Raw genomic sequence first — 16,016 nt, 5'->3', positions numbered from 1 at the left:
ACCATGGCACACGAGATCGAGGCACCGGACCAGGACCGGGGCCCCGCTCCCTCGTCCGGGCTCGCGGTCGCCGTGACCGATCCCGTTCGCAACCCCGGCCTGCCGCCGCACCGCGAGCGGGTGACGGATCAGGATCCCGCCAAGATGCGCGCGGCGGTCCGTACCGTCTACACGCTCTTCTACCTCTCGGTCGCGGGCAGCATCTGGGCCATCGCCGCGTACTTCCTCTTCCCGATGGAAGACGGCGAGCTCGCCTCGGTCCGCGCCAACAACCTCTTCATCGGGCTGGGGATCGCGCTCGCGCTCCTCGCGATCGGCGTCGCCGCGATCCACTGGTCCAAGGCGATCATGTCCGACAAGGAGCACGTCGAGCACCGCCACCCGACCCGCGGCAAGGACACCACGCGCGCCGGCGCGGTGCAGGCGTTCGCCGACGCGAACGAGGAGTCCGGCTTCGGTCGCCGCGCGATGATCCGCAACTCCCTGATCGCCGCCCTGGTCGCCTCCGTGGCCCCCGGCATCGTCCTCTTCCGCGGTCTCGCGCCGCAGGGCGTGAACCCCGTCGAGCTGCTCAGCCACACGATGTGGGAGTCGGGCATGCGACTCGCGCGCGACCCCTCCGGCACGCCCATCAAGGCCTCCGAGGTCACGTTGGGCTCGGCTTTCCAGGTCATCCCGGAGCCACTGGCCGGCCTTTCGCACCACGACGGCTACCTCGAGGAGAAGGCGAAGGCCATCGTCCTGCTGATGCGCCTGCCCCCCGAGCAGCTTCAGGAGACGGAGGAGCGCGCGAGCTGGTCGTACGACGGCATCGTGGCGTACTCGAAGGTCTGCACCCACGTCGGATGCCCCGTGGCCCTGTACGAGCAGCAGACGCACCACCTGCTGTGCCCGTGCCACCAGTCGCAATTCGACGTCTCTCGCGGTGCGGAGGTCATCTTCGGACCCGCTGCCCGTCCGCTCCCGCAGCTGCCCATCGCCGTTGATGACGAGGGCTACCTCGTTGCGCAGAGCGACTTCCATGAACCCGTCGGCCCGAGCTTCTGGGAGCGCCATTGAGTACTGCAGCCGGCAACGAAGGCGCCAAGAAGGCGCCCCTGGGTGGCCGCTTCGTCGGAGGCGCCGCCAATTACATCGATGAGCGCACGAGCCTCTCGGGCATGGTCAAGGAGCTCGGTCGGAAGATCTTCCCCGACCACTGGTCGTTCATGCTCGGCGAGATCGCCCTCTGGAGCTTCGTCGTCGTCCTGATCACGGGAACGTTCCTGACGTTCTTCTTCCAGGCCTCGATGGTGGAGACCCACTACTACGGCGCCTACATCCCGATGCGCGGCATCGAGATGTCCGCGGCGATGGCCTCGACGCTCGAGATCTCGTTCGACATCCGCGGTGGCCTCCTGGTGCGCCAGATGCACCACTGGGCGGCGCTCATCTTCGTCGCCGGCATCGGCGTCCACATGCTCCGCGTTTTCTTCACGGGCGCGTTCCGCAAGCCGCGCGAGCTGAACTGGGTCGTGGGCTTCGTGCTCTTCATCCTGGCGATGGCCGAGGGCTTCACCGGCTACTCGCTCCCCGACGACGTGCTCTCGGGCAACGGTCTGCGCATCATCGACGGCATGATCAAGGGAATCCCCCTGATCGGCACGTGGACCTCGTTCCTGCTCTTCGGCGGCGAGTTCCCCGGCACCGAGATCGTCGGTCGCCTTTACACGCTGCACATCCTGCTGCTGCCGCTGCTCGTGATCGGACTGATCGCGGTGCACCTCATCCTGATGATCGTGAACAAGCACACGCAGTTCGCTGGCCCCGGCCGCACGAACGACAACGTCGTCGGCTACCCGATGATGCCCGTGTACATGTCGAAGATGGGTGGCTTCTTCTTCATCACGTTCGGTGTCATCGCCCTGATCGCATCGCTGTTCACGATCAACCCGATCTGGAACTACGGCCCCTACGACCCGTCGCCGGTGTCGGCCGGAACCCAGCCGGACTGGTACATCGGGTTCGCAGACGGCGCGCTGCGGCTCGTTCCCCCGCACCTCGAGACGGTCTTCCTCGACCACACGTGGTCGTGGAACATCATCCTTCCGCTCGTCGTGATCGGCCTGTTCATCGTGCTCGTCGCGATCTACCCCTTCATCGAGGCGTGGGTCACGGGCGACAAGCGCGAGCACCACATCGCCCAGCGCCCGCGCAACGCCGCGACGCGCACGGCGATCGGCGCGGCCGGCGTGACCTTCTACGCAGTCCTGTGGGCCGCGGCATCCTCCGACCTCATCGCGACCCACTTCTTCTTGACGATGGAGGGTGTGATCCATGCCCTCCAGGCGATGCTGATCTTCGGCCCAGTCGTCGCGTACTTCGTCACGAAGCGCATCTGCCTCGCCCTGCAGAAGAAGGACCGCGAGATCGCTCTCCACGGCTACGAGTCCGGGCGCATCGTCCGGCTCCCCGGCGGCGAGTACATCGAGGTCCACCAGCCCGTCGACGAGTACGAGCGGTGGAAGCTGGTCTCCCACGAGACCTTCGAGCCGCTCGTGGTGCGCCCCGACTCCCGCGGACGCATCGCGTGGCACCAGAACGTTCGCGCGTCGATCTCGCGCTGGTTCTTCGAGGATCGCCTCACGCCCGTCACCCAGGCGGAGATCGACGAGGCCGTGGCGCACCAGCACCACGCGCTGGACCACATCGCCGATGAGGAGACCGCGGAGATCCGCGGCGCCCACGAGCGCGCCGGCGCGCCCGATGCGCCGCTCGTGGCGGATGGGTCCGAGCGTATCCACGAGACGGCGGTTCGACCGACGACCGTCATCGCGCTCGAGGAGGACGAGAAGTCGTCGCAGACCAAGAAGTCGGGCCCCGAGGACAACTGAGGCCCGGAGCCGGTCACAAGGGCCCGGACAGGCTCCCCCCACGGGGTGCGGTCCGGGCCCTTTCTCGTGCGACGCCGGTCGGGCTCGACAGTGCGCGCAGCGAGATCGGCAGGAAGAGCACGACGCGTGACCGGGGAGCGATGTCGGGGCACGCCTGCGGTCCCCTATCGTCGAGAGATGACGAACGCCGTGTCGTACTTCTCCTCCCGCCTGGCGCACGAGACCGATCCATCGGACGTGTACGCCGCTCAGAGGGCGGGCGAGCACTTCGTTCTCGTGGACGTCCGCGGAGACGAGGCCTGGGCGCAGGGCCGCATCTCCGGCGCCACCCACATGCCCTACCGCGACGTCCCCCGTCGGGCCGCCGAGCTGGATCCCCGCGTGCCCGACGTCGTCTATTGCTGGAGCCCGGGGTGCAACGCGGGCGTAAAGGGGGCACGGGCATTCGCCGAGGCGGGTTTCTCCGTCAAAGAGATGATCGGCGGATACGAGTACTGGCTGCGCGAGGGACAGCCCACAGAGAACGACGAGGGGCCGCTCCCCCGCGTCTTCGACCCCCAGGTCATGGTCGTCCGCACCGCGCGCTGAGACCGCGCGTCCCGGGGAGCGTCAGGCGGTTTCGAGCTGCACCGCCGCCTTGCCCGCGGCTCCCGCAACCGCGACAGCTACCGGCGACGAGTGCTCCTCGCCGCCCGCGGCCTCACCCCGCATCACACCCGATGTGCGAAGAGCCACCAAAGTCGACACGTGACACTGCACGCCGCGATCCGCGGTCATGCCTGAGTTCGCGAGGGCGTCTCCTCGCGCTGACGCTGACAGATTCTCTCGTCAACGCACGTCTGGATCGCTCAGCCCTGGCGTCGCCGGTAGCCGGTCACAGTAATCACTCCGCCGAGTGCGAGCAGCAGCCCAGCCGCCGCGACCACACCCCAGCTGAGAATCGCGCCCGTAGCGGGAAGCCCGCTTGTCGCGGCCGGGATGGGGGTGACCTCGACCGTATGCGTGGCCGTCAGCACCCCCAGAGTGATGGTGAGCGTGTGGGGGCTCGCGGACGGGAACGATACCTGCGCCCCGTCGATCACGTCAGTGAGCACGCCGGAGGTGATCACCGCGTACGCCGTCGCATCGCCGAGGGGCCCGGAGGTCCCGGTGGCGGTGACGTGGACGGTGATCGTGTCGCCCTGATTCGCCGTCGCAGGCGAGGTGATCGCGATCCCGGTGACCGCGGAGACCACCTGCACATCCGCGGTTCCCGAGACTGACGGATCACCGTCCAACGTCGCGGTGAGAGTGCGGGTCGTGGTCTGTCCCGCGGTGGCATAGGCAATCGGGAAGGCGACACCTGCTCCAGTCGTATCCGCTCCGTCGAACGTCACGTCAGCGGTCACATCCCCTAAGGAGACCCCGTGCGCATCGAATGCTTCGACAGCGAACGGTGTGAGATCCCGTTCCGTGACCATGGCCGGTCCCGTAATCACCAAGGTGGCGGCAGGATTCTCCTCCCAGGTGGCGGTGAAGGCCCGCTCCCCTGTGGAGCCGGTCGTGATCGTGACCGACATGGTAGGGTCCGTGATGCCGGTGCCGACCCAGCCAGTGAACGTGAACCCATCCCGTATCGGGGCCGTCAGGGTGATCGCCGTCGACTCGACCGTGTAGAACACCGGATTCGCGGGCACGCCCGCGGTGCCACCGGCCAGATCGTAGGAGATCGCGTAATCGTCTGCCGCCCACTGCGCGTACAGTGTCCCATCAGCGGTGAACGCATAGTCCGCTCCGTCCGCATAGCTGGTGCCGGTGCCGTCCGCGGTGGTGTTCCATCCGGCGAAGGTGTACCCGTCATGCGTGAACGTGCCGGGCGCGAGCGGCGTGGACGCGTTCGCCGACTGCGCGGCCATCTCCCCCGTGCCGCCGTTGGCATCGAAGGTCACGGTGTGCATCGCGGGGATGTCACGCAACACCGACACCGAATCACCGGAATAGTCGGCGGTATAGACCGTGGCCCCGTCGGGGGACACCGCCACCGCCACTGGGCCGTCGCCGACAGCAGCCGTGCCAGTGACCGTGTTCGTGGCCGTGTCGATCACCGACACCGAATCATCGGAATTGGCGGTATAGACCGTGGCCCCGTCCGGGGACACCGCCACCGCCGTTGGGACGCCAGGGCCGATGATCGTGTCGACGACGATGTTCGTAGCCGTGTCGATCACCGACACCGAATCATTGAAATAGTCGGCGGAGTAGACCGTGGCCCCGTCGGGGGACACCGCCACCGCCCTCGGGCCGCCACCAACCCTGATCGTGTCGACGACCGTGCTCGTGGCCGTGTCGATCACCGACACCGAATCATCGGAATTGGCGGTATAGACCGTGGCCCCGTCCGGGGACACCGCCACTGCCACTGGGCCGCCGAGGCCCCAGATAGTGCCGACGACCGTGTTCGTAGCCGTGTCGATCACCGACACCGATTCACCGAAATAGTCGGCGGTATAGACCGTGGCCCCGTCGGGGGACACCGCCACCGCCCTCGGGCCGCCACCAACGCTGATCGTGTCGACGACCGTGTTCGTGGCCGTGTTGATCACCGACACCGAGTCGCCGGAATAGTTGGCGGTATAGACCGTGGCCCCGTCGGGGGACAGCGCCACCCCGTACGGGCCGTCGCCGACAGTGACCGTAGCGGTGATGGTGTTCGTGACCGCGTCGATCACCGACACGGAGTCATTCAAAGCGTTGGCGGTGTAGACCGTCGCCCCGTCGGGGGACACCGCTAACGAGATCGGCCGTCGCTGACCGCTATGGTCGTCTGCGGGGTCAGAGCCGCGCGCGCCGCGCCCGGCACGGTTACCACCAGCACTGCCGCAGCGAGAAGAGCAGCGGCGATCAGGGAACCCCACCGTTGCAGTTTCGACCTGCCGCGCGTCGTCGCAGGGTTCATGCCTGTTCGCACCTTCCTCGGGGCGGTGGTTCGCCCCCTGAGGACGGAACGCGTATCACTCTCGCTCGATCGTATATGGATCGTGTCGGGTGGAACCGCCCTGAGGTCTGCTGCGTGGCAGTCCGAATCCGGCTTGATCGCTCGCGTCTTCGCTCCACTCGTACCCGACCTTTCCCGGGCACGCCATGCAGCACTCTACGGCGGCGGCTCGACCCCACCGGATGTCCGAAGATCCGGTCAAGGCCGCGCTCGCGCAAGCCACGGAGAACGACGAGGGCCCGCTCCCCGCGTCTTCGACCCCCAGGTCATGGTCGTCCGCACCGCGCGCTGAGACCGCGCGTCCCGGGGAGCGTCAGGCGGTTTCGAGCTGCTCGGCGAACGGCAAGGTCACGGTCGCGGTGAGCGACGTCGAGGGCGGCGTGCATGCGGGCATCGGTGCGGGGCGCGTGTTCGCGGGTGCGGCAGCCATCCGGCGGATCAACGCGGCGGACGCGACCTCGCCGGCGGGACCACCGCCGACACCATCGGCGACGACCGTCGACATGGACGACACGAACGCGGAATCCTCATTGCCGCTAGGTTGTGGTCCTGTGTCGGACCGCATCGCCGAACGGAGCCCGAGGCGCGCCGCGGGATGACGGGGCGTCACCGGGCGAAGTAGCCCCGATAGTACTCGTAGACCCACCCGACGATCGCCACGAGGAAGACCGCGAAACCGATCGGAACCATCCACGACCCCACGGCGAGCCCGATGAACGCCAGCGCGGCCGCGAACGCGAGCACGATCGGCCACCACGACCACGGGCTGAACTCGCCGAGCTCCGGGTCGCCGTCATCGATGTCGGCCGTCAACGTGTCCTCGGGCAGCTCACCCCCCTGTGCCTTGTGCACACGCTGGAGGTACCACGCGATGAACGCAGCCATGAGGGTTCCGAAGACGAGGGCGACGGAGCCCACCCACTCGATGCCGTTGTACCACGGCACGTCGGGGTGGGCGACGATGTTCCAGCCGATGTACAGCGCGCCGACGGAGCCGAAGAAACCGGCCAGCAGCCACCACAGGACGACGTTGGAGCGCATTACTTGACCTCTCCCTGGGCGACGTCGACGACCGGGGCGTCGGGAGCGTCCTTCACGGGGCCGACGCCGACGGGAAGACCGGCCTCGGGGTGGTTCAGATCGAACGCCGGACGCTCGCTGCGGATGCGCGGGATCGAGGTGAAGTTGTGGCGCGGCGGCGGGCACGACGTGGCCCACTCGAGGGATGCACCGTAGCCCCACGGGTCGTTGACGGTGACCTTCGGAGCCTTGCGCGCCGTGATCCACACGTTCAGGAGGAACGGCAGCATCGAGGCGGCGAGGATCATCGCACCGATCGTGGAGAGCTGGTTCTGCCAGGTCCACCCGTCGGCTTCCGCATAGTCGGCGTAGCGACGCACCATGCCGTCGACACCCAGCCAGTGCTGGATGAGGAACGTCATGTGGAAGCCGATGAACAGCAACCAGAAGTGCACGTAGCCGAGGCGCTCGTTGAGCATGCGCCCCGTCCACTTGGGCCACCAGAAGTAGAATCCGGCGAACATCGCGAACACGACCGTGCCGAACACGACGTAGTGGAAGTGCGCGACCACGAAGTACGAGTCGGAAAGGTGGAAGTCCAGCGGCGGCGAAGCGAGGATGACGCCGGTGAGCCCGCCGAAGACGAACGAGATGAGGAAGCCGAGAGCGAAGACCATCGGTGTCTCGAAGGTGACCGAGCCTCGCCACAACGTGCCGATCCAGTTGAAGATCTTCACGCCCGTCGGCACCGCGATGAGCATCGTCATCAAGGCGAAGAAGGGCAGCAGAACGCCTCCCGTGACGTACATGTGGTGCGCCCAGACCGCCACCGAAAGAGCCGCGATCGCGATCGTGGCGTAGACGAGGGTCTTGTAGCCGAAGATCGGCTTACGGCTGAAGACCGGGAAGATCTCCGACACGATGCCGAAGAACGGCAGCGCGATGATGTACACCTCGGGGTGACCGAAGAACCAGAAGAGGTGCTGCCACAGCAGGACGCCGCCGTTTGCGGGGTCGTAGATGTGGGAGCCGAGGATGCGGTCCGAGGCCGCCGCCAGGATCGCCGCGGCGAGGACCGGGAATGCCATCAGCACGAGAAGGCTCGTGACGAGAGTGTTCCAGGTGAAGATCGGCATGCGCCACATCGTCATGCCGGGGGCGCGCATCGTGATGATCGTCGTGATGAAGTTGACCGCGCCGAGGATCGTGCCGAAGCCGCTCATGCCGAGCCCCAGCATCCAGAGGTTTCCACCCGCGCCCGGCGAGAACGTCGCATTCGCCAATGGTTGATAGGCGAACCAGCCGAAGGATGCCGCGCCCTGGGGCGTGAGGAACCCGGAGACCGCGATCGTCGACCCGAACAGGAAGAGCCAGAACGCGAAGGCGTTCAAGCGGGGGAACGCCACGTCGGGGGCGCCGATCTGCAGCGGCAGGATCGCGTTGGCGAACCCGGCGAACAGCGGGGTCGCGAACATGAGCAGCATGATCGTGCCGTGCATCGTGAACAGCTGGTTGTACTGCTCCTTCGTCGGGATGATCTGCATCCCCGGCGCGAACAGCTCCGCACGGATGATGAGCGCCATCACTCCACCGAGCAGGAAGAACAGGAACGACGCGATCAGATACATGTACCCGATGGTCTTGTGGTCTGTGGAGGTGATCCACTTGACGACGATGTTGCCCTTCTGGTCGACGCGCGACCGCGAGAGCAGCGCCGCCTGACGGGGAGGCAGTGTCGTCGTCCGGCTCGAGCCGGATTCCTTCGACGGCAGGGTCGTGGCCATGGGCTCAGCCTTCCTCGCTGCCCGCGCCGGCGAGGTCGCCGCCGGTCCCGGGCAGGTTGCTGTTGCGGTCGTAATCGTCGGTGATGTCGCCGGTCTGTCCCGCGGCCCGCAGAGTGTCGAGGTAGTCCTCGTACTCCTGCTCGCTCACGACCTCGACGTTGAAGAGCATGGCGGAGTGGTACTCGCCGCAGAGCTCCGCGCACTTCCCGGCGTAGGTGCCCTCACGCGTCGGCGTGAAGGACCAGAAGTTCTCGCGGCCCGGGTACATGTCCTTCTTGTACAGGAAGTCGATGACCCAGAAGCTGTGGATGACATCGCGCGAGCGCAGTTCGATCTGGACGGTCTGGTCGACGGGCAGGACGAGGGTCGGGAGCGCGGCCTGGTCGACGTCGCCGTTGGCCTCGGGGACCGCCTGGACGCCCATGGTCCACACCGCGTCGGAGCCGTCTTCGTCGTCGCCGTTGTACTGGAAGTCCCACGCCCACTGCTTGCCGATGGCGACGATGGAGACATCGGGGTCGTCGTACTGCGTCTCGAGGATCGTCTGGTCGCGCGCCGTGAAGGCGAAGAAGCCGACCACGAGGATCAGGGGCACGATCGTGTAGAAGATCTCGATCGGCATGTTGTAGCGCAGCTGCACGGGCAGGCCGCTCTGACCCTTGCGGCGGCGGTAGACGATCATCGCCCAGAGCATCAGCGCCCACGTGATGACACCCACCGCGAGCAGCACGATCCAGGAGTTGACCCACAGGCCCGACACCATCTCGGTGTGGTTGGTGGCCTGGGACCCGTCCTCCTGGAATCCGGGGAGGTACCCGTTGAGCTCGGTCGGCGTGCATCCGGCGAGGATGGCGACAGCCGCTGCTCCCACGGGGAGGGCGGCGAGGCGAAGACGGCGTTTCGAGCGCACGGTGCACCTTTCGGGGCTCGCGGGTGTGACTTGAGTCAGTCTAGGACAATTCACACCGCACTCAGGCCAGACGCCCAGCCCGACACGGGGTCGGACTGGGCGTCTGGAAGGGGCTGATCAGCTCAGTGGAAGCTGTCGCCGCAGGCGCAGCTGCCCGCGGCATTGGGGTTGTCGATGGTGAAGCCCTGCTCCGAGATGGTGTCCTTGAAATCGATGGCGGCGCCATCGAGGTAGGGCACGCTCATGTTGTCGACGATGACCTCGACGCCGTCGAAGTCGACCGTCTCGTCGCCGTCGAGATAGCGCTCGTCGAAGTAGAGCTGGTAGATCAGGCCCGAGCATCCGCCCGGTTGAACGGCGACACGCAGACGCAGGTCGTCACGCCCCTCCTGCTCGAGCAGGCTCTTGACCTTGGCCGCGGCCGCCGTCGTGAGGGTGACACCGTGAGCGGGGGCCTCGGTGGAAACGATCGTGGTATCGGTCATGGCAGTCCTCCTTTCGGAGAGTCTACCCGCGGCCCGGCCCCGCGGCGCCTGTCGTGCGCGCGTTGGCGGAAGCGAGGAAGACCGCCTCGCTGAGGATCGCGTGCCGGAACGTGTCGAGATGGAGGGACTCGTTCGGGCTGTGCGCCCGCGAATGGGGGTCCTCGACGCCCGTGACGAGGATCTGCGCGTCGGGGAACTCCCTCACGAGATCGGCGATGAACGGGATGCTGCCCCCGACGCCGATGTCGACGGGCTCCGCTCCGTACCCCTCCGCGAAGGCCTCCCGCACCGCCGCCACCGCCCACCCGGAGGTGTCGACGAGGAAGCCGTCGCCCAGATCCACGTCCGAGAACTCCAGCTGCGCGCCGAACGGCGCGTGCGTCATCAGGTGCGTGCGCACCGCCTCGTAGGCGGCCGCGGCGTCCTGACCCGGCGCGACGCGCGCGCTGACGACGACGGAGACCTCCGGCGCGAGCGTGTTGGATGCCGCGGCCACCGACGTGAAGTCGATCCCCGTCACGGTGATGGAGGGCTGGTTCCAGATGCGCCCGAGAATGTCGCCACGACCCGCAGGATCGACCCCCTCGAGCAGCCCGGCCTCGTCCCGCAGAGTCTGCTCGCTGTACGACGGGGTCTCGGCATCGCGGGCCGTCATGCCTTCGACCGCGACAGAACCGTCGTCGTGCCACAGCGTCGACAGTGTCTTCACCAGTGCCATCATGGCGTCGGGAACGGCGCCGCCGAACATGCCGGAGTGCGAAGCGTGGGCGAGAGTGCGCACCCGCAGCGTGAAGCGGGCATTTCCCCGCAGCGACACCGTCAGCGCGGGGGTGTCGGAGTCCCAATTGCCCGAGTCCGCGACGACGATGACGTCGGCCCCCAGCGACTCGCGGTTCTCCGCCAGGAAGTTCGCGAACGACCGCGACCCGTACTCCTCCTCGCCCTCGACGAACAGGGCGAGCCCCAGCGGGAAGTCCTCCCCCGCGGCCTCGCGAAGAGCCGTCACCGCGGCGATGTGCGTCATGATGCCGGCCTTGTCGTCGGCTGCGCCGCGCCCGTAGAGCCGGCCGTCCCGAACGGTGGGCTCGAAGGGCGGCGAATCCCAGAGCGCGTCATCGCCGGGAGGCTGCACGTCGTGGTGGGCGTAGAGCAGGACGGTCGGCGCACCGCGCCGCGCGGCGCGCGTGGCGAGCACGGCGGGCTGGCCCTGCTCGGCGGTGCCGGGGATCGGCGCGCGGAGGATGCGGACCTCGTCGAACGCACCGGTGGCCTCCGCGAGCGCCGCGACGGCCTCGGCGCTGCGCTGCAACGCGGACTGGTCGAACGCCGGCCAGGCGATGCCCGGGATGCGTACGAGCGCACCGAGCGCGGCGAGGGTGCCGGGCATCCCCTCCTCCACCAGGCGTCGCAGGTCGGTCGGTGTCGGGGAATGCGCGGGATGCATGCGGGTAATCTTAGAGACGTCCCCTTTTCCCGGCTGTAGAGGAACGATCGTGGCCAAGACTCCCGCCCCGGTGCCCAGCGACGAGCAGGACACCCCCGCGGGTTCCGGAAAGGGTCGCCCCACGCCCTCGCGGGCCGAGGCCGTCGCCGGCCGTCGCCGGCCGCTCGTGCCCGACACCAAGGAGGCGAAGAAGGCCGCACGCGCCCAACTGCAGGCCAAGCGCGACCTGGCGCGCGCCGGAATGGCCGCGGGCGACGAGCGGTACCTGCCCGCCCGGGACAAGGGTCCTCAGCGACGGTTCGTGCGCGACTACGTCGACTCCGGCTGGTTTCTCGCGGAGTTCATCATGCCGGCCATGATCGTCGTCATCCTGCTGTCCTTCATCTCGATCCCCGCGGTGCAGTTCTACGCGTTCGTCGCCCTGTGGGGCTTCATCCTGTTCGTCGTCGTCGAGATGTTCATCACCTCCTGGCGCACGAAGAGGGCGGTGCGGCGCAAGTTCGGTGAGAACGCGCTCGAGCGCGGCACCGGCTGGTATGCCGCGATGCGGTCGATGCAGATGCGCTTCCTGCGTCTGCCCAAGCCGCAGGTGCGGCGCGGCGCGAAGCTGTCCTGACCCGCGCGCGGGCCGTCAGTCCACGAGACCGCGGTTGATCTGACGGGCCCACAGGGGCCCGCGATAAAGGAACGCCGTATAGCCCTGGACGAGGGTGGCGCCCGCGGCGAGTCGCTGCCGTACGTCGTCGGCGTCCTCGACCCCGCCGACGGAGATCACGCAGAAGTCCGCCGGGACCGCGGCCCGCACGCGTCTCAAGACCTCGAGCGCGCGCCCCGCGAGGGGTGCGCCGGAGAGTCCGCCCGCTCCCGCCGCGGCGACGACGTCGGGGTCCGATGCGAGCCCATCGCGCGACAGCGTCGTGTTCGTCGCGATGATGCCGTCCAGTCCGAGCTCGACCGCGAGGGCAGCGATCGCGTCGACCTCGGCGTCGTCCAGGTCGGGAGCGATCTTCACCAGCAGGGGCGTCGCTCCCGCGGCGTCCTTGACGGACCTCAGCAGCGGGGCGAGGCTCTCCACCGCCTGCAGGGTGCGAAGCCCGGGAGTGTTGGGAGAGGAGACGTTGACGGCCAGGTAGTCCGCGAGGGGCGCGAGGAGCGTGGCGCTGCGGACGTAGTCCTCGGTGGCGTCCGCGACATCCACGATGCGGCTCTTGCCGATGTTCACGCCGAGGACGGGCCGATCGCGTCGGGCGCGCAGCCGGGCGAGGCGGTGGGCGGCCGCCTCGGCTCCCGCATTGTTGAATCCCATCCGGTTGACGACCGCGCGGTCGGGGATCAACCGGAAGAGCCGTGGACGCGGATTGCCGTCCTGCGGCACAGCGGTGATCGTGCCCACCTCGACGTGGCCGAAGCCCAGCGCGCCAAGACCGAGGGCGCCGTGCGCGTCCTTGTCGAACCCCGCCGCGACCCCGAAGGGGGAGGGGAAGTCGAGGCCGAGCGCCGAGACCGCGAGCGAGGGATCCGGCCGCGTGAAGGGGCGCAGCAGCCGGGCGATCGGTCGTGTGCCCGCGACCCTGATCACCCGCATCGCGAGGTGGTGGGCGTCTTCCGGATCGAGCCGCGAGAGGACGAGCGAGAACAGGGCGCGGTACATGGCGGCCTCGGGCTTTCGGGTCGGGGCGCTCACTCGACGGTGCGGCGACGGGGTCGGTCGTGGTCGGCGCGCAACTCGCCGATGGCGCTCTCGAAGTCCTCCAGCGAGTCGAAGGCCTGATACACGCTGGCGAATCGCAGGTAGGCGACCTCGTCGAGCTCCCGGAGCGGGCCCAGGATGGCCAGGCCGATGTCGTTCGCGTCGATCTGCGACGACCCCGTCTGACGCACCGTCTCTTCGACGCTCTGCGCCAGTATCGCGAGATCGGCCTCCGTGACGGGCCGCCCCTGGCATGCCTTTCGCGCTCCCGACATGACCTTCTCCCGGCTGAAGGGCTCGATGACACCGGAGCGTTTGATGACGTTCAGGCTGGCCGTCTCGATCGTCGAGAAGCGGCCCCCGCACTCGGGGCACTGACGGCGCCGCCGGATCGACAGCCCGTCGTCGCTCGTGCGGGAGTCGATGACGCGGGAGTCAGCGTGGCGGCAGAACGGACAGTGCATGAGGATCGCTCAGTCGGTGGATGCTGCGTCGATGGCGCTGCCGCCGGCCAGCCGCTCGGGTGAGAAGCGCGCGGTGATGGCCTCGCCGTGCGCCGGCAGCGCCTCGGCCTCGGCGAGGGCGATGATGGGCCCCGCCACCTCGGCCAGCGCCGCACGATCGTAGGAGATGACCTGCTGCGGCCGGAGGAACGTGTGCGCTCCCAGCCCCGCCGCATAGCGGGCCTGTCCGCCGGTGGGCAGGACGTGATTGCTTCCGGCGAGGTAATCGCCGAGGCTCACCGGAGTGCTCGCGCCGAGGAAGATCGCCCCGGCACTGGTCAGCCGCGGAAGCAGGTCCTCGGGCTCGGCCGTGACCACCTCGAGGTGCTCGGGCGCGTAGGCGTTGCTGAAGTCGGCCGCCGCGGCGAGGTCGTCGACGATCACGATCGCCGACTGCGAGCCCTGCAGAGCCGCCTTCACCCGCGTGCTGTGAAGCGTGCGGGCCGCCAGGCGCTCCGTCTCCCGCTCGACCGCGCGGGCCAGCTCCGGCGAGTCCGTCACCAGGACGGAGCCCGCCTGCTCGTCGTGCTCGGCCTGGCTCACGAGGTCGGCGGCGACGACGACGGGATCAGCGGTCGCGTCCGCGATGACCAGGATCTCGGTGGCGCCCGCCTCCGAGTCGATGCCGACCATCCCCGCCACGTGGCGCTTGGCCGCGGCGACGAAGTTGTTTCCGGGTCCCGTCACGACATCGACGGCCTCGAGACCGATCTCGTCGACCCCGTGAGCGAGCGCGCTGATCGCGCTGGCTCCCCCGATCGCGTAGACCTCTTCCACCCCCAGGATGCCGGCGGCCGCGAGGATCGTCGGGTGGACGCTGCCGTCGGGGCGTTGAGCCGGCGACATGAGCGCGACGGCCTCGACGCCCGCGACCTGCGCAGGCACGACGTTCATCACGACGGTGGACGGATAGACGGCCTTGCCTCCCGGCACATAGACGCCCACCCGCCTCACGGGCTGCCAGCGCTGCGTGACGCGGGCGCCCGGGGCGAGCTCGGTGACGGCCGGCGCGGGCACCTGGGCCGCCGACGCCCGCCGTACGCGCACGATCGCCTGCTCGAGAGCGTCCCGCACCGCGGGATCGAGGGATGCGACGGCGGCGTCGATGTCGCTTCGCGGCACCCGCAGCGGATGTCCGCTGACGCCGTCGAAACGTTCGGCGTGCTCTCGCAGGGCGGCCTCGCCCCGGTCTCGGACGTCGGCGACGAGCTCGCCGGCCACCTTCAGGGCGTTCTCGCGGGCCTCGACGGCCCGAGGGACGAGGGCCGCCGCGTCGCGCGCGGAAACACCGCGCAGATCGATCGTGCGCATCGTTCCAGGCTACCGGCGCTCAGCCGCGGGTGACGCCGGAGACGTCGTTGAGCACCCCGACGCGACCGTCCTCGTGGCGCACGAGGAAGCTGGACCCGCGATCGGCCACGACGAGCGCCCAGGCGGTGGGGCCGATGCGGAACATCGGAGCCCCGGTGGCCTCATCGACCACGTCGCGTTCGACGGGGACGAGCGCCCAGAAGGGCTGTTCGGACGCGGCCGGAGCGGGCGCGTCCTCGGCGTCGGGCGCGGAGGGGTCGTAGCCGGAGCGCGCATAGGCGGGAGTGGGAGCCCAGCCGGTGTCTTCGGCGGGCGCCCCGGTGTCGGTGTCGCGGGTCTCCGCCGCGTACGGGTCGCCGAGCGGCGCGAAGGCCTCGGTCATCGAGGACGTCTGCGGCTCGCTCGTCGCGACGGGCCCGGTCTCGGGCTTCGGCGCCGGCGCCGGCGCCGGCCGAGGGATCACGGCACGCACCGGGCGCGCGTTGCGGTGGGCGGGCACCTCGGGTCGTCCGCGGAAGTCCTCGTCGAACGGAGCCACGTAGGGTGCGAAAACGGTGAGGAACACCAGCGCGAGCATCGCGAAGAACTCGACCCAGATCACCCATGTCGTCAGCCACGGGCCGCGTCCTGCGACCGTCGCGATCGTGCTCCAGATGTACTGCAGCCATAGCAGGGCCGACACGGAGAACACGACCGAGGCGAACTGGTCGATGCCGAGCGACCCGACACGGCGGATCCCCTCCGGCGAGAAGCGGCGGAGCACGATGAGGAAGACCGCCACGGTGGGAGCGCCGATGAGCAGGATCCACTCGATGCCGCTCATCCACACCGAACTGAACGCACGACCCCAGATGGAGAAGAACGACGCGAGGAACGCGACGGCCCAGAACGCGAGGATGGCGACCTCGCGGATGGTGAAGGGTCCGACCCCGTACTGACCCTCGCGAGTCGGCGTCTCCGTGTCGGACGCGGTGTGCTGCTCGATCGGGTCCGATCCGGCCTGTGCATCGCTCACGCTGTTC

15 protein-coding genes are annotated in these 16,016 nt (G+C 68.7%); 4 read left to right on the top strand and 11 right to left on the bottom strand.

Annotation, left to right across the window (positions count from 1 at the left end; genetic code table 11):
* The first annotated feature begins 3 nt into the window (after positions 1-3).
* The 3 genes from ACIGCK_RS10530 (at position 4) to ACIGCK_RS10520 (ending at position 3,461) form a co-directional block, all read left to right on the top strand.
* Complete coding sequence (locus ACIGCK_RS10530) at positions 4-1,059, top strand: Rieske 2Fe-2S domain-containing protein (protein WP_396665949.1); 1,056 nt, start codon at positions 4-6, stop codon at positions 1,057-1,059.
* Entirely contained in the window at positions 1,056-2,873 is a 1,818-nt protein-coding gene (locus ACIGCK_RS10525; RefSeq protein ID WP_396665948.1) for a cytochrome bc complex cytochrome b subunit, read from the top strand. The genes ACIGCK_RS10530 and ACIGCK_RS10525 overlap by 4 nt, the downstream gene beginning before the upstream one ends.
* Before the next feature lie 177 nt (positions 2,874-3,050).
* Complete coding sequence (locus ACIGCK_RS10520; RefSeq protein WP_396665946.1) at positions 3,051-3,461, top strand: rhodanese-like domain-containing protein; 411 nt, start codon at positions 3,051-3,053, stop codon at positions 3,459-3,461.
* Positions 3,462-3,721: 260 nt separating this feature from the next.
* Here ACIGCK_RS10520 and ACIGCK_RS10515 read toward each other — a convergent pair whose 3' ends face one another.
* The 7 genes from ACIGCK_RS10515 to ACIGCK_RS10485 all read right to left on the bottom strand — a co-directional run bounded on the left by ACIGCK_RS10515 (position 3,722) and on the right by ACIGCK_RS10485 (position 11,490).
* Positions 3,722-5,767 (bottom strand): InlB B-repeat-containing protein, encoded by a 2,046-nt coding sequence (locus tag ACIGCK_RS10515; protein WP_396665944.1) that lies wholly within the window; start codon positions 5,765-5,767, stop codon positions 3,722-3,724.
* A gap of 393 nt (positions 5,768-6,160) precedes the next feature.
* Positions 6,161-6,361 (bottom strand): hypothetical protein, encoded by a 201-nt coding sequence (locus tag ACIGCK_RS10510; protein ID WP_396665942.1) that lies wholly within the window; start codon positions 6,359-6,361, stop codon positions 6,161-6,163.
* 92 nt (positions 6,362-6,453) lie between these two features.
* Positions 6,454-6,888, bottom strand: a complete 435-nt coding sequence (locus ACIGCK_RS10505; protein WP_396665940.1) for a cytochrome c oxidase subunit 4 — start codon at positions 6,886-6,888, stop codon at positions 6,454-6,456.
* Positions 6,888-8,651: a cytochrome c oxidase subunit I gene (gene ctaD, locus ACIGCK_RS10500; RefSeq protein WP_396665938.1), complete on the bottom strand. Its 1,764-nt coding sequence runs from the start codon at positions 8,649-8,651 to the stop codon at positions 6,888-6,890. Before ctaD ends, ACIGCK_RS10505 begins: the two co-directional genes overlap by 1 nt.
* Positions 8,652-8,655: 4 nt before the next feature.
* Positions 8,656-9,561 (bottom strand): cytochrome c oxidase subunit II, encoded by a 906-nt coding sequence (gene coxB, locus ACIGCK_RS10495; protein ID WP_396665937.1) that lies wholly within the window; start codon positions 9,559-9,561, stop codon positions 8,656-8,658.
* Between the two features lie 122 nt (positions 9,562-9,683).
* Positions 9,684-10,046 (bottom strand): iron-sulfur cluster insertion protein ErpA, encoded by a 363-nt coding sequence (gene erpA / locus ACIGCK_RS10490; RefSeq protein WP_330171564.1) that lies wholly within the window; start codon positions 10,044-10,046, stop codon positions 9,684-9,686.
* Between the two features lie 22 nt (positions 10,047-10,068).
* Complete coding sequence (locus tag ACIGCK_RS10485) at positions 10,069-11,490, bottom strand: dipeptidase (protein WP_396665936.1); 1,422 nt, start codon at positions 11,488-11,490, stop codon at positions 10,069-10,071.
* Positions 11,491-11,539: 49 nt separating this feature from the next.
* On the opposite strand from ACIGCK_RS10485, the gene ACIGCK_RS10480 reads away from it, so the two are divergent.
* On the top strand, positions 11,540-12,106 hold the full coding sequence (locus ACIGCK_RS10480) for a DUF3043 domain-containing protein (protein WP_396665934.1): 567 nt from the start codon (positions 11,540-11,542) through the stop codon (positions 12,104-12,106).
* Between the two features lie 15 nt (positions 12,107-12,121).
* Here the strand turns inward: ACIGCK_RS10480 and ACIGCK_RS10475 are convergent, their stop codons facing one another.
* From ACIGCK_RS10475 to ACIGCK_RS10460, 4 genes are read right to left on the bottom strand one after another with little or no spacing between them, the layout of a single operon-like run.
* Positions 12,122-13,141, bottom strand: a complete 1,020-nt coding sequence (locus tag ACIGCK_RS10475; protein WP_396666164.1) for a quinone-dependent dihydroorotate dehydrogenase — start codon at positions 13,139-13,141, stop codon at positions 12,122-12,124.
* Positions 13,142-13,170: 29 nt separating this feature from the next.
* Positions 13,171-13,644, bottom strand: coding sequence for a transcriptional regulator NrdR (gene nrdR / locus ACIGCK_RS10470; RefSeq protein WP_396665932.1), 474 nt, complete (start codon positions 13,642-13,644; stop codon positions 13,171-13,173).
* A gap of 9 nt (positions 13,645-13,653) precedes the next feature.
* Positions 13,654-14,994: a histidinol dehydrogenase gene (gene hisD / locus ACIGCK_RS10465; protein ID WP_396665931.1), complete on the bottom strand. Its 1,341-nt coding sequence runs from the start codon at positions 14,992-14,994 to the stop codon at positions 13,654-13,656.
* Positions 14,995-15,013: 19 nt separating this feature from the next.
* Complete coding sequence (locus ACIGCK_RS10460; protein WP_396665929.1) at positions 15,014-16,009, bottom strand: hypothetical protein; 996 nt, start codon at positions 16,007-16,009, stop codon at positions 15,014-15,016.
* Between the last annotated feature and the right edge of the window lie 7 nt (positions 16,010-16,016).

Source organism: Microbacterium sp. NPDC078428, assembly GCF_044542535.1.
Classification (GTDB): Bacteria; Actinomycetota; Actinomycetes; order Actinomycetales; family Microbacteriaceae; genus Microbacterium; species Microbacterium limosum.
Note: the sequence above shows the minus strand (reverse complement) of the source record. Positions and strands in the feature narration are given on the sequence as shown.

Excerpts from the sequence above, each read along its gene's own strand:
- ACIGCK_RS10475 (WP_396666164.1), bottom strand. The coding sequence starts at position 13,141 with ATGTACCGCGCCCTGTTCTCGCTCGTCCTCTCGCGGCTCGATCCGGAA.
- ctaD (WP_396665938.1), bottom strand. The coding sequence starts at position 8,651 with ATGGCCACGACCCTGCCGTCGAAGGAATCCGGCTCGAGCCGGACGACG.
- nrdR (WP_396665932.1), bottom strand. The coding sequence starts at position 13,644 with ATGCACTGTCCGTTCTGCCGCCACGCTGACTCCCGCGTCATCGACTCC.
- ACIGCK_RS10485 (WP_396665936.1), bottom strand. The coding sequence starts at position 11,490 with ATGCATCCCGCGCATTCCCCGACACCGACCGACCTGCGACGCCTGGTG.
- ACIGCK_RS10520 (WP_396665946.1), top strand. The coding sequence starts at position 3,051 with ATGACGAACGCCGTGTCGTACTTCTCCTCCCGCCTGGCGCACGAGACC.
- ACIGCK_RS10530 (WP_396665949.1), top strand. The coding sequence starts at position 4 with ATGGCACACGAGATCGAGGCACCGGACCAGGACCGGGGCCCCGCTCCC.
- hisD (WP_396665931.1), bottom strand. The coding sequence starts at position 14,994 with ATGCGCACGATCGATCTGCGCGGTGTTTCCGCGCGCGACGCGGCGGCC.
- ACIGCK_RS10505 (WP_396665940.1), bottom strand. The coding sequence starts at position 6,888 with ATGCGCTCCAACGTCGTCCTGTGGTGGCTGCTGGCCGGTTTCTTCGGC.
- erpA (WP_330171564.1), bottom strand. The coding sequence starts at position 10,046 with ATGACCGATACCACGATCGTTTCCACCGAGGCCCCCGCTCACGGTGTC.